This is a genomic window from Mesorhizobium sp. (assembly GCF_017306585.1).
Taxonomy (GTDB): Bacteria; Pseudomonadota; Alphaproteobacteria; order Rhizobiales; family Rhizobiaceae; genus Mesorhizobium.
On the sequence record NZ_JAFKIC010000268.1, the window covers coordinates 1 to 14685 of the forward strand.

The following is a 14685-nucleotide window of genomic DNA, read 5'->3' on the forward strand; positions in this document are numbered from 1 at the left end:
CGCGGCGGCCAGAACAATGCGCCCGACTATCTGCGGGGGCTCAATCCCGAGCAGCGGCTGGCGGTGGAAACCACGGAAGGCCCGGTTCTGGTGCTGGCCGGCGCCGGCACCGGCAAGACCCGCGTGCTCACCACCCGCATCGCCCACATCCTCGCCACCGGCAGGGCCTTCCCCTCGCAGATCCTCGCCGTGACCTTCACCAACAAGGCCGCGCGCGAGATGAAACAGCGCATCGGCCACCTGATCGGCGAAGGCAATGTCGAGGGCATGCCCTGGCTCGGCACCTTCCACTCGATCGGCGTGAAGCTGTTGCGCCGTCATGCCGAGCTTGCCGGTTTGCGGTCCGACTTCACCATCCTCGACACCGATGACGTGATCCGGCTGATCAAGCAGCTGATCCAGGCCGAGGGCCTGGACGACAAGCGCTGGCCGGCCAAGCAGTTCGCGCAGATGATCGACGGCTGGAAGAACAAGGGCCAGGGCCCGGCCGACATCGCCGAGGGCGACGCCCGCGCTTTCGCCAACGGCAAGGGCCGCGAACTCTACAAGGCCTATCAGGAACGGCTGCAGACGCTGAACGCCTGCGACTTCGGCGACTTGCTCTACCATCCGATCCGCATCTTCCGCGCCAATCCGGACGTGCTGAAGGACTATCACCGGCGCTTCAAATACATCCTCGTCGACGAGTACCAGGACACCAACACAGCGCAATACATGTGGCTGCGGCTGCTCGCGCAGCGGCCGGATTCCGGGCGCTCGTCACCGACGTCCGCCGATCTGCGATCGGCCGAAGGCCGCAAGCCCGACCGGGCGTCGGCCGGCCAGGCCGCCCTCGCGGAGGCCAGCGAGCGAAGCTCGCGTGCGGCCGTGAGCGAAAACAAGGTCAACATCTGCTGCGTCGGCGACGACGACCAGTCGATCTATGGCTGGCGCGGCGCCGAGGTCGACAATATCCTGCGCTTCGACAAGGATTTCCCGGGCGCCACCATCATCAGGCTGGAGCGCAACTACCGCTCCACCGCGCATATACTGGGTGCGGCCTCACACCTCATCGCCCACAATGAGGGCCGCTTCGGCAAGACGCTGTTCACCGATCGCAACGATCCCGACGACGGCAAGGTCAATGTCCACGCCGCCTGGGATTCCGAGGAGGAAGCCCGCGCCATCGGCGAGACCATCGAGGCCTATCAGCGCCCCGACAGGCAGGGCAACCGCCACAACCTCAACGACATGGCGATCCTGGTTCGCGCGTCCTTCCAGATGCGCGCCTTCGAAGACCGTTTCATCACGCTCGGTCTCAACTATCGCGTCATCGGCGGCCCGCGCTTCTACGAGCGCATGGAAATCCGCGACGCGCTGGCCTTCTTCCGCGTCGTCGCCAACAGCGGCGACGATCTCGCCTTCGAGCGCATCGTCAACACCCCGAAGCGCGGGCTCGGCGAAGCCACCATCCGCCAGATCCACGATACCGCGCGCGCGATGCGCATCCCGATGCTGGAAGCGGCCGCCACACTCGCCGAAAGCGACGAGCTGAAGCCGAAGCCGCGCGCGGCGCTGCGCGAGGTCGCGGCCAATTTCGAACGCTGGCAGAAGGCGCTGGAAAACACGCCGCACACCGAACTCGCCGAGACCATTCTCGAGGAGAGCGGCTACACCGACATGTGGAAGAACGACCGCTCGGCCGAAGCGCCGGGCCGGCTCGAAAACCTCAAGGAACTGGTCCGTTCCATGGAGGAGTACGAATCGCTGCGGTCCTTCCTCGAACATGTTGCGCTGGTCATGGACGCCGAGCAGAATGCCGGTCTCGATGCCGTCTCCATCATGACGCTGCATTCGGCCAAGGGACTGGAATTCGATACCGTCTTCCTGCCCGGCTGGGAGGAAGGCTTGTTTCCCCACCAGCGCGCGCTCGATGAAGGTGGCCGCTCCGGCCTCGAGGAAGAGCGCCGCCTCGCCTATGTCGGGCTGACGCGGGCCAAGAAGAACCTGCACATCTGGTTCGTCTCCAACCGCCTCATCCACGGGCTGTGGCAATCGACGATCCCGTCGCGCTTCCTGGAAGAACTGCCGGAAAGCCATATCGAGATCGCTGAGGCCGGCAACTCCTATGGCGGCTACGGCAATCCCTATGGCGGCGGTTCCTTCGCGTCCGGCCGAGGCGGCCAGGGAGCAGGACGGCAAAACCCCTATGGCGCGTCGCGCTTCGACAGCGTCGGCGCGGAAAAATCCGGTTCCTTCTCCAACACCTATTCAACCCCGGGCTGGCAGCGCGCACAGGCCAACCGCACCGAGGCGACCGACCGCAACTGGGGCACGCGCTCGGGCCATCAGGTCGAGCGCATCGGCTATGGCGAGACCGACTCTGGCTACGGCGCCGGCCGCACCAGCGTGAAAGGCCGCACCATAGACGGCGAACTCGTCGCCAAATCCGTCGCCGACAAGCCGTCGGCCTTCAACGTCGGCGATCGCGTCTTCCACCAGAAATTCGGCAACGGCAACATCGCGGCCATCGAAGGCAACAAGCTGACCATCGACTTCGACAAGGCCGGCCAGAAACGTGTGCTGGACGGGTTTGTTGCGGCGGTGTGAGCGGGGTTCTGTTAGAACGCTCCGCAGCAGTGTTTATATCTTCTCCCGCTCCCACATGGGCAGCGAACGTTTCTTTGTATTTTAGGGTCTATTATTCTAGGTGATGCTCTAGTCCCAGTTGTTCCTGAAAAACTTACGCTGCCGCCGCCGGAACCAAAAGCGATAGCCTCATCTGCAATCTCCACAGCCACTTGGCAGCCATCGAATTTCAGATTTTGCGCCTGAACGGTGTATCCTGATGCCGTAGTAACGGTAAAATTTTTCCCATCACAAAGCAATCGATGCCCCTCAACTGACATATCCATATGTTCAATAAAAAGATCAGTTGGAGGGGCGGTTCTTAATACCAATGCGATCTGTCGTGGACCATTTCTAATCGATATCCTAGGACCAATGACCTCAGCGTCCCAATTCTCAGTGCGAATTCTCCACTCGTTATCTATAATACTGAAAATTACCTTCCCCGTGACGTTTCGCATCTCCGCATTTAATCTAAACGGCCCACCGACCCCTTCAGGTTCATTGATCCAGAATACGGGCCTCTGATTTACTCGGATTGCCCACTTGCAGTTTACGGCAGACATAGGACCGAAATGGATTTTCGGCGAGGTTGAACCAACGTCGAAGGCTTCAAATGAAAATCCCTCTTTTAGAGGAGTAGGATTTTCCTTGAATGTTAACACGCTTTCCTTGGAAAACTGTCCGCGTGTGACTTTCCCGTGGCACTGGACACAAAGGAAAGTCATCTTCCCGACGTCGTGCTCCGCCGCTTGAGAGAATTCAGGGGCTATATGCTCATAGTCACCAATCGCATTGCCACATACGACGCAACCGAAGCCAGCCTGTTGTCGTATAGTCCGTTTCTGATCAGAGGTCAGGTCTGACCTTCTCAACCCGAATTTGTTTGCGGAACTCATTCAATCCCTGCGATAGCTACCTTGCTCGGTTGCTTTATCACAGATTTGGCCAGTAAACATTGCGCCGCACATCCTTGTCCGCCACAATATGCCACTGCTGGCGCCCGTACCCCGGGCAGTAACACCCTCCCTGACGGTCGCCGACAACATTTCCCCGCCTTGGCTAAGACGGTAACAGGCCCTCACCGGTATGCGGAGAATGGTTCAGGCGGCCACTGAGTTGATCGCCCTCAATCCACCTTCTTCTCGCCCCGCTCTCCGGCCTTCACGATATCGCCCGTCGTGAACAGGATTTCCTTCAGTTCCGCGCGCCAGTCCTTCTTCTGGCGCAGCAGGAATTCAAGGTCCATGCCGAAATGCTTGAACTCCTCGGCTTGCGCGTTCTTCATAATCGCCTTGGCCTGCGGGTCCTTCTCCACCGACATGCGCTGTTCGTACCAGCTGATCGCTTCCGCCTCCTCGATCAGCGAGGTGATCATGCGGGCGAAGGTCCGCACCTTCTGCGACAGTTCTTCCGGCGGCTCGTGGTACTGGTCGAAACCCATGGGGTGATCCTTCCCTTTGACGGCCGGCCGTGGTGGCTGGCGCACCACCAGAAATGCGCCGGGGGACCGGCGGTTCCCGGCCTTGCCCGATCAAAGATCGGCGCGATATTGTCGCCAGCCTCGCACCGGGACCGTCAATGAGGGTCGGCATGCCCCGAACACCATTTCTGCCGCACCTCGGCGCCCGCGTCATGCCGGTCCTGCTGGTCGTCCTGGCGGCGGTGATCTTCGTCCTCGACACCATCACCAATTTCGAGATCGCCGTCGCGGTCCTCTATGTCGCCATCGTCCTGATCGCGGTCCAGCACCTCGGCCGGCGCCGCGTGGTGATGGTGGCGGCCGGCTGCATGGCGTTGACCGTGCTGAGCTTTGCCCTGACGCGGACCGGCTCGGTCACCTCGGGCCTGATCAACTGTGCCATAAGCCTGGTGGCGATCGGGGTGACGACCTACCTGGCGTTGCGCGCCGCCGCGGCCGAAGCCGCCGCCCGCGAGGCACAGACGCAGCTCGCCCACATCACGCGGGTGACGATGCTGGGCGAGTTGATGGCCTCGATCGCCCATGAGCTCAACCAGCCGCTGACGGCGATCGTGCTGAACGGCAATGCCACCCTGCGCTGGCTGGCGGCCAGGCCCGCCAATCCGGATGAGGCCGGCAAAGCCGCCCAGCGCATCGTCAGGGACGCTGAGCGCGCCACCGACCTGATCAAGCGCTTGCGCGGCCTGACAAGGAGAGCCGCCAATAAGGCCATCTGGCTCGATGTCAACCAGGTGGTCGCCGACACGTTGACCCTCGTCCAGCACGAAGCCGTCCGCAACAATATCGCCTTGCGGACCGAACTCGACGACGATCTGCCCCTGCTCCAGGCCGATCCGGTGCAGATACAGCAGGTCGTCCTCAATCTCGCTCTCAACGCGTTTGAAGCGGTGGTTGGCGGCAAAGAGCGAGACGTGACGCTCACGACTGGTCCGGGCAAGCCCGGCGAGATCATCGTTGCGGTTAGCGATTCCGGCCGTGGCCTGGACAGTGTCCAGCCGGACCGGATTTTCGACGCCTTCTACACCACCAAACCCGAAGGGTTGGGCATGGGGCTTGCCATCAGCCGCTCGATCGTCGAGAGCCATGGTGGACGCATCTGGGCGGAGCCGGCAATGCCGCGCGGCGCCAGTTTCTTCTTTTCGCTGCCGACCGGCAGGACAAAGGCGCGCGGATCAGGTCAATGAGGCCATGAGCGGATTGGCAAGCAGCGACTCAGGGCAGATCGTTTTCGTCATCGACGACGACCCTGCCATCCTTGAAGCACTCGACAGCCTGCTGCGTTCGGTGGGGCTGGACGTAAGCTGCTTCGGTTCGGTCGCCGCGTTCCTCGACGCACCAAGGCCTGACATTCCCTCCTGCCTCGTGCTGGACGTGCGCCTGCCCGGAAAAAGCGGCATGGATTTCCAGAAGGAATTGGCGGGCTCGCAAGCTCCCCTGCCGGTCATCATCATGACCGGCCATGGCGACATCGCCATGTCGGTGCAGGCGATGAAGGCCGGCGCGATCGACTTCCTGCCCAAGCCGTTCCGCGAGCAGGATTTGCTCGACGCCATCGCGGCCGCGCTGGATAAGGACCGGTCGAGGCGGGCCCACATGGCCGAACTGGACGCCTTGCGCGCGCGCTTGGCGACGCTGAGCGATGGCGAGCGCGATGTCGTCGCGCAGGTAGTGCTGGGGCGCCTCAACAAGCAGATCGCCGGCGACCTCGGCGTCAGCGAGATAACCGTCAAGGTCCGCCGGGCCCGCGCCATGCGCAAGATGCAGGCGGGCTCGCTGCCGGAACTGGTGAAAATGATCGACAGGCTCGCGGCGGAGTCTTCCGCGCGGGGTCATTAAACCACTGTTTTCCATGGCATTATCGGCTAGTTGCCCGGCTCGTGGCCGGCAGCGATATCCCTAGGTATTGGACCATATACTTAAGATTCCGGCGCCCGCGTTGACACCGCGCGGGCCGCGGGCGTAAGGCGACGTGGCTTCGGCTGACCGAAGCATCAACTCGAGATCGAAACAGGTTATGGACAGCTATCCCAGTCGCTGTCCGGATCAAGCCCAAGGCACGGTCCGGACACTGGCCCCGTCAACAGATTTGGTTTCCGGCACGTGGCGCCGGTCGGGCCTGGGCAGGGCATAACCCGCCTTCGGCTCGCCTTGCCGTCCCTGCCGGACCGCAAGAGGTGAGCCATGAACACCAACGTCATCCCCTTCCGCACGCGCCTCGTTTCGCGCGATCTTGCCGTCCGGCCCACGGTCCGGATTCGTCTCGCCGTCAGCACGGCGGGCAAAGCCCATCCACCGGTGCGCCTTGTCTGCACCTGGCGGCGCAATGCCGAAGGCGGGCTTGTGTGCCGCTGGCGGCGCGACGGCAACGCCCTCTCCGAAGAGGGCGTCAGTCGTGCCGCGGCTTTCGACCAGCTCGCCGCCTGAGGCCCCGTCCGGCACGGCAACAAGCCTCCGAGCGATGAAAACGCCAATACGCCCGGCGCGGCCGCCTCGCGGCCGCGGCCTCGCGCATGCCCTAAACCACCCCGGCCCCTTTCTCGCGGTCTCGCATGCACGAGCGGCAGCGAGAGCCCTCCCCCATTCAAGCAAAGCATCATTCCGAGGCTCGCCATGATCTTCATGCCACACAACCGCAATTCGCTGGGCGAGGCCGCGGCTCTCGCGCGCGGACGCATCGCGCCCAACATCTACGACACCATCGCCTTCGCCATGCTGGTGGCGCTGCTGGTGCTTCTGGCGCATGGCGCCGCCGGCATGCGCGCGCCGAGCGAACTGCTCACCACGTCGCCGGTCACGCTTGATCTCGCCAATCTGCCCGAATATGCGCTGCGCACCACGCTGCGCATGTTCGCGGCCATTGTCGTGTCGCTGATCTTCACCTTCACCGTGGCGACGCTGGCAGCCAAGAGCCGCCGCGCCGAAATGGTGATCATCCCCGCGCTCGACATCCTGCAGTCGGTGCCGGTGCTGGGCTTCCTGACCTTCACCGTCACCTTCTTCATGGGCCTGTTTCCCGGCAGCCAGCTGGGCGCCGAGTGCGCGGCGATCTTCGCCATCTTCACCAGCCAGGCCTGGAACATGGCGTTCTCCTTCTACCAGTCGCTGCGCACCGTGCCGGGCGACCTCGACGAGGTCAGCCGTGGCTTCGGCCTGTCCGCCTGGCAGCGGTTCTGGCGCCTGGAGGCGCCCTTCGCGGCGCCGGGCCTGATCTGGAACACCATGATGTCGATGTCGGGCGGCTGGTTCTTCGTCGTCGCCTCCGAGGCCATCACGGTCGGCAACACCACGGTGCAGCTTCCCGGCATCGGTTCCTGGCTGGCGATGGCCATCGACAAGCAGGACTTCAAGGCGGTGGCCTGGGCGGTGCTGGCCATGGCGATCCTCATCCTGCTCTACGACCAGTTGCTGTTCCGGCCTGTTGTCGCCTGGGCCGACAAGTTCCGTTTCGAACAGACGGCGGGTCAGGAAAAGCCCCGCTCCTGGGTCTACGACATCCTGCGCCGCGCCCGCCTGCTGCAGACCATCGGCCTGCCGCTCGCCTGGCTGTGGCAGCGCGCCATGCTGCTGCGCCTGAGCAAGCGTACGCTGCCGGCGACATCGGCGGCATCGCGGCAGCTGTCGCGGGCGATCGACGTCGCCTGGCTGGGGCTGGTGGTGCTCGTCGCCATCTGGGGCGTCTACGAGACCGTCGTCTATCTGCGCGAGACACTTGGCTGGAGCGACGTCGTCGAAGCCTTCGAAGGCGGTCTTCTCACCTTGCTGCGCGTGGTCGTCCTGATCGCGGTGGCCAGCGTGATCTGGGTGCCGATCGGTGTCTGGATCGGCCTGCGTCCGGCCGTCGCCGAGCGGGTCCAGCCACTGGCGCAGTTCCTCGCCGCCTTCCCCGCCAATGTGCTGTTTCCGTTCGCCGTCATCGCCATCGTCGCCACCGGCGTCAACCCGAGCATCTGGCTGTCGCCGCTGATGGTGCTGGGCACGCAATGGTACATCCTGTTCAACGTCATTGCCGGCGCCAGCGCCTTCCCGTCGGACCTCAAGGAGGCCGCCTCCGTCTTCCGCCTGAAGTCCTGGACGTGGTGGCGCAGCGTGATCCTGCCGGGGATTTTCCCCTATTACGTCACCGGCGCGCTGACCGCCTCGGGGGGCTCGTGGAACGCCTCGATCGTCGCCGAACTGGCCAGTTGGGGCAACACCAAGCTCGAGGCTTTCGGGCTCGGTTCCTATATCGCCAAGGCCACGGAGGCCGGCGACTTTCCACGCGTCATCCTCGGCATCGCCGTGATGTCGCTGTTCGTCACGCTGTTCAACCGCACCTTGTGGCGCCCTCTCTACGTCTTCGCCGAACGCCGCATGCGGCTCGACTGACATCCATCCCCAGGAGAATGATCATGAACCAAGCTGTCATCACCAAGAACAAGCCGCTCGTCGAGGTCCATGGCGTCTGCCAGACCTATGACAAGGGAAGCGCCGGCAAACTCATCGTCCTCGACCAGGTCGGGCTGACGCTCGCTTCCGGCGAGATCGTCGGCCTGCTCGGACGCTCCGGCTCCGGCAAATCCACCCTGCTGCGTTCGATCGCCGGGCTTATCCGGCCAAGCGAAGGCGCCATCACCTTCGAGGGCAAGGCCGTGACCGGCACGCCGGACGGCATCTCGATGGTCTTCCAGAGCTTTGCCCTGTTTCCCTGGCTCACCGTTCTGCAGAATGTCGAACTCGGCCTCGAGGCCCAGGGTGTTTCGCCGGCTGAGCGCCGCAAGCGCGCTCTGTCGGCGATCGACCTGATCGGCCTCGACGGTTTCGAGAACGCCTATCCGAAGGAATTGTCTGGCGGCATGCGTCAGCGTGTCGGGCTGGCCCGCGCGCTGGTGGTGCATCCCAAGGTCCTGCTGATGGACGAGCCGTTCTCGGCGCTCGACGTGCTGACGGCAGAGACGCTGCGCACCGACCTGCTCGACCTCTGGTCGGAGGGCCGCATGCCGATCGAGTCGATCCTGATGGTGACGCACAACATCGAGGAGGCGGTGCTGATGTGCGACCGCGTGCTGATCTTTTCCTCCAATCCCGGCCGGGTCGTCGCCGAACTCAGGATCGACCTGCCGCAGCCGCGCAACCGGCTCGACCCGGCCTTCCGGGCGCTGGTCGAGGACATCTATGCCCGCATGACCGCCAGGAAGGAGCCGGGCAGCCCGGCCCGCGACGGCGTCTTCCCCGGTTCCGGCATCGCCATGATCCTGCCGCGCGTCTCGACCAACCTGCTGTCCGGCCTGATCGAGGCAGTGGCTGCCCCACCCTACAACGGGCACGCCGACCTGCCGCCGCTGGCCGCCAGCCTGCAGCTCGAGATCGACGACCTGTTCCCGATCGCCGAAACCCTGCAATTGCTGCGCTTCGCCGAACTCGCCGAGGGCGACATCCAGCTGACGCCGGCGGGAAAACGCTTCGCCGAAAGCGAAGTCGACGCACGCAAGCAATTGTTCGCGCAGCAGCTCGCGACCTATGTGCCGCTGGCCGGCCACATCCGCCGCGTGCTCGACGAGCGCGCCAACCACAAGGCGCCGGCACGCCGCTTCCGCGACGAGCTGGAGGACCACATGTCGGAGGACTATGCCGACCAGACCGTGCGGGCCGTGATCAGCTGGGCGCGTTACGCCGAGTATTTTGCCTATGACGAGGAGAGCGACCTCTTCACGCTCGACAACCCGACATAGGTCGCCCCGCGCAACGCTTGAATGAACGGACTTGAAGGCGGGACCGGCACCCCATCACCGGCCCCGCCAGCGCGCCGGTGCGGCCGGCGTCATCGAAACCAGCCAGCAGTCGGAGGTCGGCCATGCCCCTCTTTCCACCACGCATCCTTGATCTTCTCCTGTCGGGGCGCGATTCCACCGCCCACGCGGCGCGGGTCGCGCGCGAATGGCTGTTCCTGAAGCTCTCCGGCATGACGCTGCGTCTCGGCCACCGCGTCCTGCTTGCCGGAACAAGCGCCTTCCGTGCAGGCGCGCTCGGCATGCCGGGTCTGCGCAAGGTGTTCTTGATCTCGTCGCGCCTCGACCGCATGGGCTTGCGGCTCATGCGCTGGAGCATCGGCCGGCAAGGAACGGCCGGGCGCGACCGCCGCTGAAGCGAACGACCTTCAATGCCCGCGCGATCAACTCTTAAAGGGCGAACAGTACTTGGCGGCCAGGCAGTTCCTCATTGCCGCATCGCCTTGCCCTGGGGATCGTAGGGCGAGGCGGCGATGATCCGTGCCGGCCGCTCTACGCCGACAATGTGCACCGAAAGCGCCGTTCCCTCGCCGGTGAAATCGTCGTCCACCAACGCCAGCGCGACGCTCTTGCCGATCGTGTAGCCAAATCCGCCGGAGGTGACGAAGCCGACGCGGCGGCCATCATGCCAGACTGGCTCGAAGCCGCTGGCGTCGGCATCGACGGCGTCGATCTCCAGCGTCACGATCCGCCGCGCCGCGCTGGCCTCACGCTCCTTCAGCGCCGCCTCGCGGCCCACGAAGTCGCCCTTGTCGAAGGCAATGAAACGGTCGAGCCCGGTCTGGCCCGGCGTATAGCCCTGCGTGAACTCACGCGACCAGATGCCGAAGCTCTTCTCCAGCCTCAGCGCGTTGAGTGCGTAATAGCCGATCTCGGCCAGGCCCAGATCCTCACCGGCGGCCAGCAGCGTTTCGCGCAGCGTGGCATGCATGCTCACCGGGCAACTGATCTCGAAGCCAAGCTCGCCGGCGATGGAGAGGCGGGCGACCCGCGCGCGCACCATGCCGATGTCGAAGGCGCCGCAAGCCATGAACGGCAGCGCCGCCCCGGAGACATCCTGATGCGTGGTGCGTTCCAGGATCTTTCGCGCGTTCGGCCCCGTCAAAAGGAAGCCGCCCGTCGCGTCGGAAAGATCGGTAACGGTGACGCCCTCTCCTGCATGGCTCTCGAACCAGCGCATGTGGAATTCCCTGAGATAGTAGGAGCCCATCAGCCAGGTGTCGCCGCCACCCCAATTGATCACGGTCAGGTCGCCCTTCAGCCGCCCGTCCGGCCCCAGCATCGGCGCCAGCCGCGCCTGGCCGGCTTTCGGCAGCCTGCAGGCCAGCAGCCGGTCGAGCCACGCCTGGGCGCCAGGACCGGAGACGGCGTAACGGGAATAGGCCGAGATATCGACGAGGCCGGCGGCGCGCCGCGCCTGCAATGCCTCCTCGCCAACGATGTCGAAGGCGTTGGAGCGCTTGAGCGTGGTGTTCTCGCGAAAACCCATCGGCGCGAAATAGGCCGGGATCTCCAGTCCCCACGAGGCCGTCCATTCGCAGCCGGCAGCGGTCATGCCGTCATAGGCGCCAGGGCGTTTCAGAGGCCGGCCGGCCGGCAGCCGCTCATTTGGAAAGGTCATGACGAAACGGCGGGAATAGAACTGGCGCGTCGTCTGCCTGAGATATTCACGGTTGGCGGCAAAGGCGCCGTAGCGGGCGATGTCCATGCCGAAGATGTCGGCCTGCGGCTCGCCGTAGATCATCCACTCGGCCAATGATTTCCCGACCCCGCCGCCCTGGCTGAAGCCAGCCATGACACCGCAGGCGACCCAGTAATTCTTGAGGCCACGTACCGGGCCGACGATCGGGTTGCCGTCCGGGGTGAAGGTGAAGGCGCCGTTGACCCATTTGCGGATGCCGGCATTGGCCAGGCAGGGAAAGCGCTCATGCGCCTTGGCCAGTTCGGGGCTGATGCGGTCGATATCCTCCGGGATCAGCTCGATGCCGTAATCCCACGGCGCGCCGTCCATGTTCCAGTGCTTCGGGTTCTGCTCGTAGACGCCGAGCAGCACGCCTTTCCGTTCCTGCCTGAGATAGGAAAAGCCGTCGAGATCGACGGCGATGCCGATCTCCCGGTCGAGCGCGGCGATCTCGGGAATGTCCTCGGTGACGAAATAATGGTGCTCCATCGGCGTCACCGGCAGGTCGACACCGGCCATGCGGCCGAGCTGCTGGGCCCACAAGCCGCCGGCATTGACGACATGTTCCGCGACGATCGTGCCTTGCTCGGTGACGACGTCCCACCGGCCGTCGGGGCGAGACTTCAGCTCGACCACGCGGTTGCGCAGGATCACATCGGCGCCCCGCTTCCTGGCGGCGCCCGCATAGGCATGCGTCGTGCCGTAGGGGTCGAGATGGCCTTCGTTGGAATCGTGCAGGCCGCCCAGCACGCCAGTGACATCGACGATCGGGCAGATCGCCTTGATCTCCTCCGGGCCTACCAGCCGCGCCGTTTCGATGCCGACCGACTGGAACACCGCCCAGGCCGATTTCAGCCACTCCCAGCGCTGTGGATCGCTGGCGATGTTGACGCCGCCGGTCATGTGCAGGCCGATATCCTGGCCGGATTCAGCCTCGATCTCGCGGTAGAGGTTGATGGTGTAGTCCTGCAGCGCCGCCACATTGGGATCGGCGTTGAGCGCATGAAATCCGGCCGCCGCGTGCCAGGTCGAGCCTGCCGTCAGCTCGGCGCGTTCGATCAGCGCCACATCGGACCAGCCGAACTGCGTGAGATGGTAGAGCACCGAAGCGCCGACCACGCCACCTCCAATAACCACTGCGCGGTAGTGCGACTTCAAGGCTCCCCTCCCGGTCTGTCAGAGCAGCACCATATACGCACTGTACATAAGTGTCCAGAGAGCAGTGTCCACTGATGTCCAGTGATCTGGCGCCATATCGGGGATCGGCCTCTGATGTGCGCGATCGAGACTTCGCGACGGCGAAATCGGATGCCTCCGCTAACTGTCACGCAACGATCACGTTGACGCCCTACCACTCGGCGCAAAGGGCTGCCTGTATCCTCGATACGGCGCTTCCGGGGCTTTGGCCGACATCGTCACAAGGGGACATCCATGAAACATCTGAACCGGACCGTCGCGCTCGGTGCCGCACTCGCTCTGTTCACCACCCTCACCCCGGCATTGGCCGAAGGCGTCGCCTACATCAACAAGGGCCTGGTCGGCGTCGGCCGCATTCCGGCCGCCCAGCGCGACAAGTTCGGCGAGACCTTCGGCTCGGGCTCGGGCATGGCGATCGACACATCGAACTGGACGCATGACGCCGGCACCTACAAGGGTTCGCTCTGGCTGCTGCCGGACCGTGGCTACAATGTTGTCGGCACCACCGACTACCGGCCGCGCCTCAACACCATCGCCATCGAGTTCACCCCGCTCGCGGCCGGGGCAACTCCGGCGGCCGGCCAGGAGCAGACCGGCGTCAAGGCGACGCTCGCCGATACCTTCCTGCTGACCGACGACAAGGGCGCCGATGCCACCGGGCTCGACCCGCTGAACGGCGTGCGCGCCGCAAGCGGCGACATGCCGATCCTGCCGCAGGCCGACAATGGCAATCTGTCGCTCGACAATGAAGCCATCGTGCGGCTGCCGGACGGCACCATGTTCATCTCCGACGAATATGGCCCCAACATCTACCGTTTCTCGGCGCAGGGCCGCCTGATGTCGGCGACGCAGCCGCCGGCCGCACTTGTGCCGATGCGTCATGGCAAGCCGAATTTCGCGTCCAACAATCCCGGTCCCGGCGCCGCCGAACCCGATCCCAAGGATCCCGAGACCGGCCGCCAGAACAATCAAGGCCTCGAAGGCATGGCGATGACGCCCGACGGCAAGTTCCTGATCGCGGTGCTGCAGTCGGCGACGCGGCAGGATGGCGGCGATTCCGGTTCGACGCGCCAGAACACCCGCGCCCTGGTCTATGATGCCTCGGACCTCGCCCATCTCAAACTCGCGCATGAATATGTCGTGCCGCTGCCGGTGTTCAAGGATGCCAAGGACAAGACCAAGGTCGCCGCGCAGAGCGAGATCGTGGCGCTGTCGGACACCAAATTCCTGATGCTGGCGCGCGACAGCGGCAACGGCCCGTTCGATGCCGCCGACAAGCCGGTAGCGCCCAAGGGCGTGCTCGATCCCTCCGTCACGCCGGCCAAGTCGACCCCGTTCATCGATATCAACGATGCCGCCCAGCTCGGCCGTTTCGGCCTGCACAATGGCGGCCCGAAGGACCACAACGAACTGTCCGAGAAGTGGGAGGCGATGTCGCTGGCGAGCGTGCTCGATCCCAAGCTGCCGGACGACTACTTCCTGTTCGTGGCCAACGACAACGACTTCCTTGCCCAGGACGGCTTCCAGGTTGGCGCGCCCTACAAGGCCGAGGACGGCGCTGATGTCGACACCATGTTCCTGGTCTATCAGGTGACGCTGCCGGGCCTGAAGAAGTAACGAAATCGATCAGGCGGGCGCGCCTGGCGCGTCCGCCTGATCGCTCTTGAGACAGCTACTTCAGCATCTCGGCGTCTTTCGGCACGCCGGCGTCGATCGGCTCGGCCGTCCTGTTCGACACGGCGCTGTTCTTGGCGGCCGCCGACAGGTTGGCGCGCACGAAGACGGGGGCCACACCGTTGACGCGGCTGTAGAGGTCGATGATGTCCTGGTTGATGAAGCGCACGCAGCCGGACGAAGCGTTCTTGCCGATGGAATCCCACTCCGGCGTGCCGTGCAGCCGGTACATCGTGTCCTTGCCGTCGCGGAACAAATAGAGCGCCCGGGCGCCGAGC

General features: G+C 64.5%; 12 protein-coding genes. 8 read left to right on the forward strand and 4 right to left on the reverse strand.

Translation table 11 applies throughout. The annotated features are described in order from the left end of the window. A partial coding sequence (locus J0I79_RS31410) for a UvrD-helicase domain-containing protein (protein WP_292868835.1) occupies nt 1-2589 on the forward strand: 2589 nt, incomplete at its 5' end. A gap of 11 nt (nt 2590-2600) precedes the next feature. On the opposite strand, the gene J0I79_RS31415 is transcribed toward J0I79_RS31410, so the two are convergent. Together J0I79_RS31415 and J0I79_RS31420 are read right to left on the reverse strand one after the other, a co-directional pair. After that, the gene (locus J0I79_RS31415) at nt 2601-3272 is read right to left on the reverse strand and encodes an SEC-C metal-binding domain-containing protein (protein ID WP_292868838.1); all 672 of its coding nucleotides are present in this window, start codon (nt 3270-3272) and stop codon (nt 2601-2603) included. A gap of 464 nt (nt 3273-3736) precedes the next feature. After that, the gene (locus J0I79_RS31420; protein WP_292868841.1) at nt 3737-4051 is read right to left on the reverse strand and encodes a hypothetical protein; all 315 of its coding nucleotides are present in this window, start codon (nt 4049-4051) and stop codon (nt 3737-3739) included. A 149-nt stretch (nt 4052-4200) separates the two neighbouring features. On the opposite strand from J0I79_RS31420, the gene J0I79_RS31425 reads away from it, so the two are divergent. From J0I79_RS31425 to J0I79_RS31450, 6 genes are all read left to right on the forward strand, one after another. Beyond that, nucleotides 4201-5274: an ATP-binding protein gene (locus tag J0I79_RS31425; RefSeq protein WP_292868844.1), complete on the forward strand. Its 1074-nt coding sequence runs from the start codon at nt 4201-4203 to the stop codon at nt 5272-5274. Nucleotides 5275-5278: 4 nt separating this feature from the next. Beyond that, nucleotides 5279-5926 carry a response regulator transcription factor gene (locus J0I79_RS31430; RefSeq protein ID WP_292868847.1) on the forward strand — a complete coding sequence of 216 codons (648 nt, stop codon included), beginning with the start codon at nt 5279-5281 and terminating at the stop codon, nt 5924-5926. Between the two features lie 345 nt (nt 5927-6271). Then, nucleotides 6272-6514: a hypothetical protein gene (locus J0I79_RS31435; protein ID WP_292868850.1), complete on the forward strand. Its 243-nt coding sequence runs from the start codon at nt 6272-6274 to the stop codon at nt 6512-6514. A 186-nt stretch (nt 6515-6700) separates the two neighbouring features. After that, the gene (locus J0I79_RS31440; protein WP_292868853.1) at nt 6701-8455 is read left to right on the forward strand and encodes an ABC transporter permease subunit; all 1755 of its coding nucleotides are present in this window, start codon (nt 6701-6703) and stop codon (nt 8453-8455) included. A 23-nt stretch (nt 8456-8478) separates the two neighbouring features. Then, on the forward strand, nt 8479-9798 hold the full coding sequence (locus J0I79_RS31445) for a nitrate/sulfonate/bicarbonate ABC transporter ATP-binding protein (RefSeq protein WP_292868856.1): 1320 nt from the start codon (nt 8479-8481) through the stop codon (nt 9796-9798). Between the two features lie 122 nt (nt 9799-9920). Beyond that, entirely contained in the window at nt 9921-10211 is a 291-nt protein-coding gene (locus J0I79_RS31450; protein ID WP_292868859.1) for a hypothetical protein, read from the forward strand. A gap of 71 nt (nt 10212-10282) precedes the next feature. Here the strand turns inward: J0I79_RS31450 and J0I79_RS31455 are convergent, their stop codons facing one another. Next, nucleotides 10283-12694, reverse strand: coding sequence for an FAD-dependent oxidoreductase (locus tag J0I79_RS31455; RefSeq protein WP_292868862.1), 2412 nt, complete (start codon nt 12692-12694; stop codon nt 10283-10285). Nucleotides 12695-12967: 273 nt separating this feature from the next. Here J0I79_RS31455 and J0I79_RS31460 point away from each other — a divergent pair, with 273 nt between their 5' ends. After that, nucleotides 12968-14350, forward strand: a complete 1383-nt coding sequence (locus J0I79_RS31460) for an esterase-like activity of phytase family protein (RefSeq protein WP_292868865.1) — start codon at nt 12968-12970, stop codon at nt 14348-14350. A 55-nt stretch (nt 14351-14405) separates the two neighbouring features. On the opposite strand, the gene J0I79_RS31465 is transcribed toward J0I79_RS31460, so the two are convergent. Next, nucleotides 14406-14685, reverse strand: a 280-nt coding sequence (locus J0I79_RS31465) for a L,D-transpeptidase (protein WP_292868868.1), incomplete at its 5' end; no start/stop codon positions are given.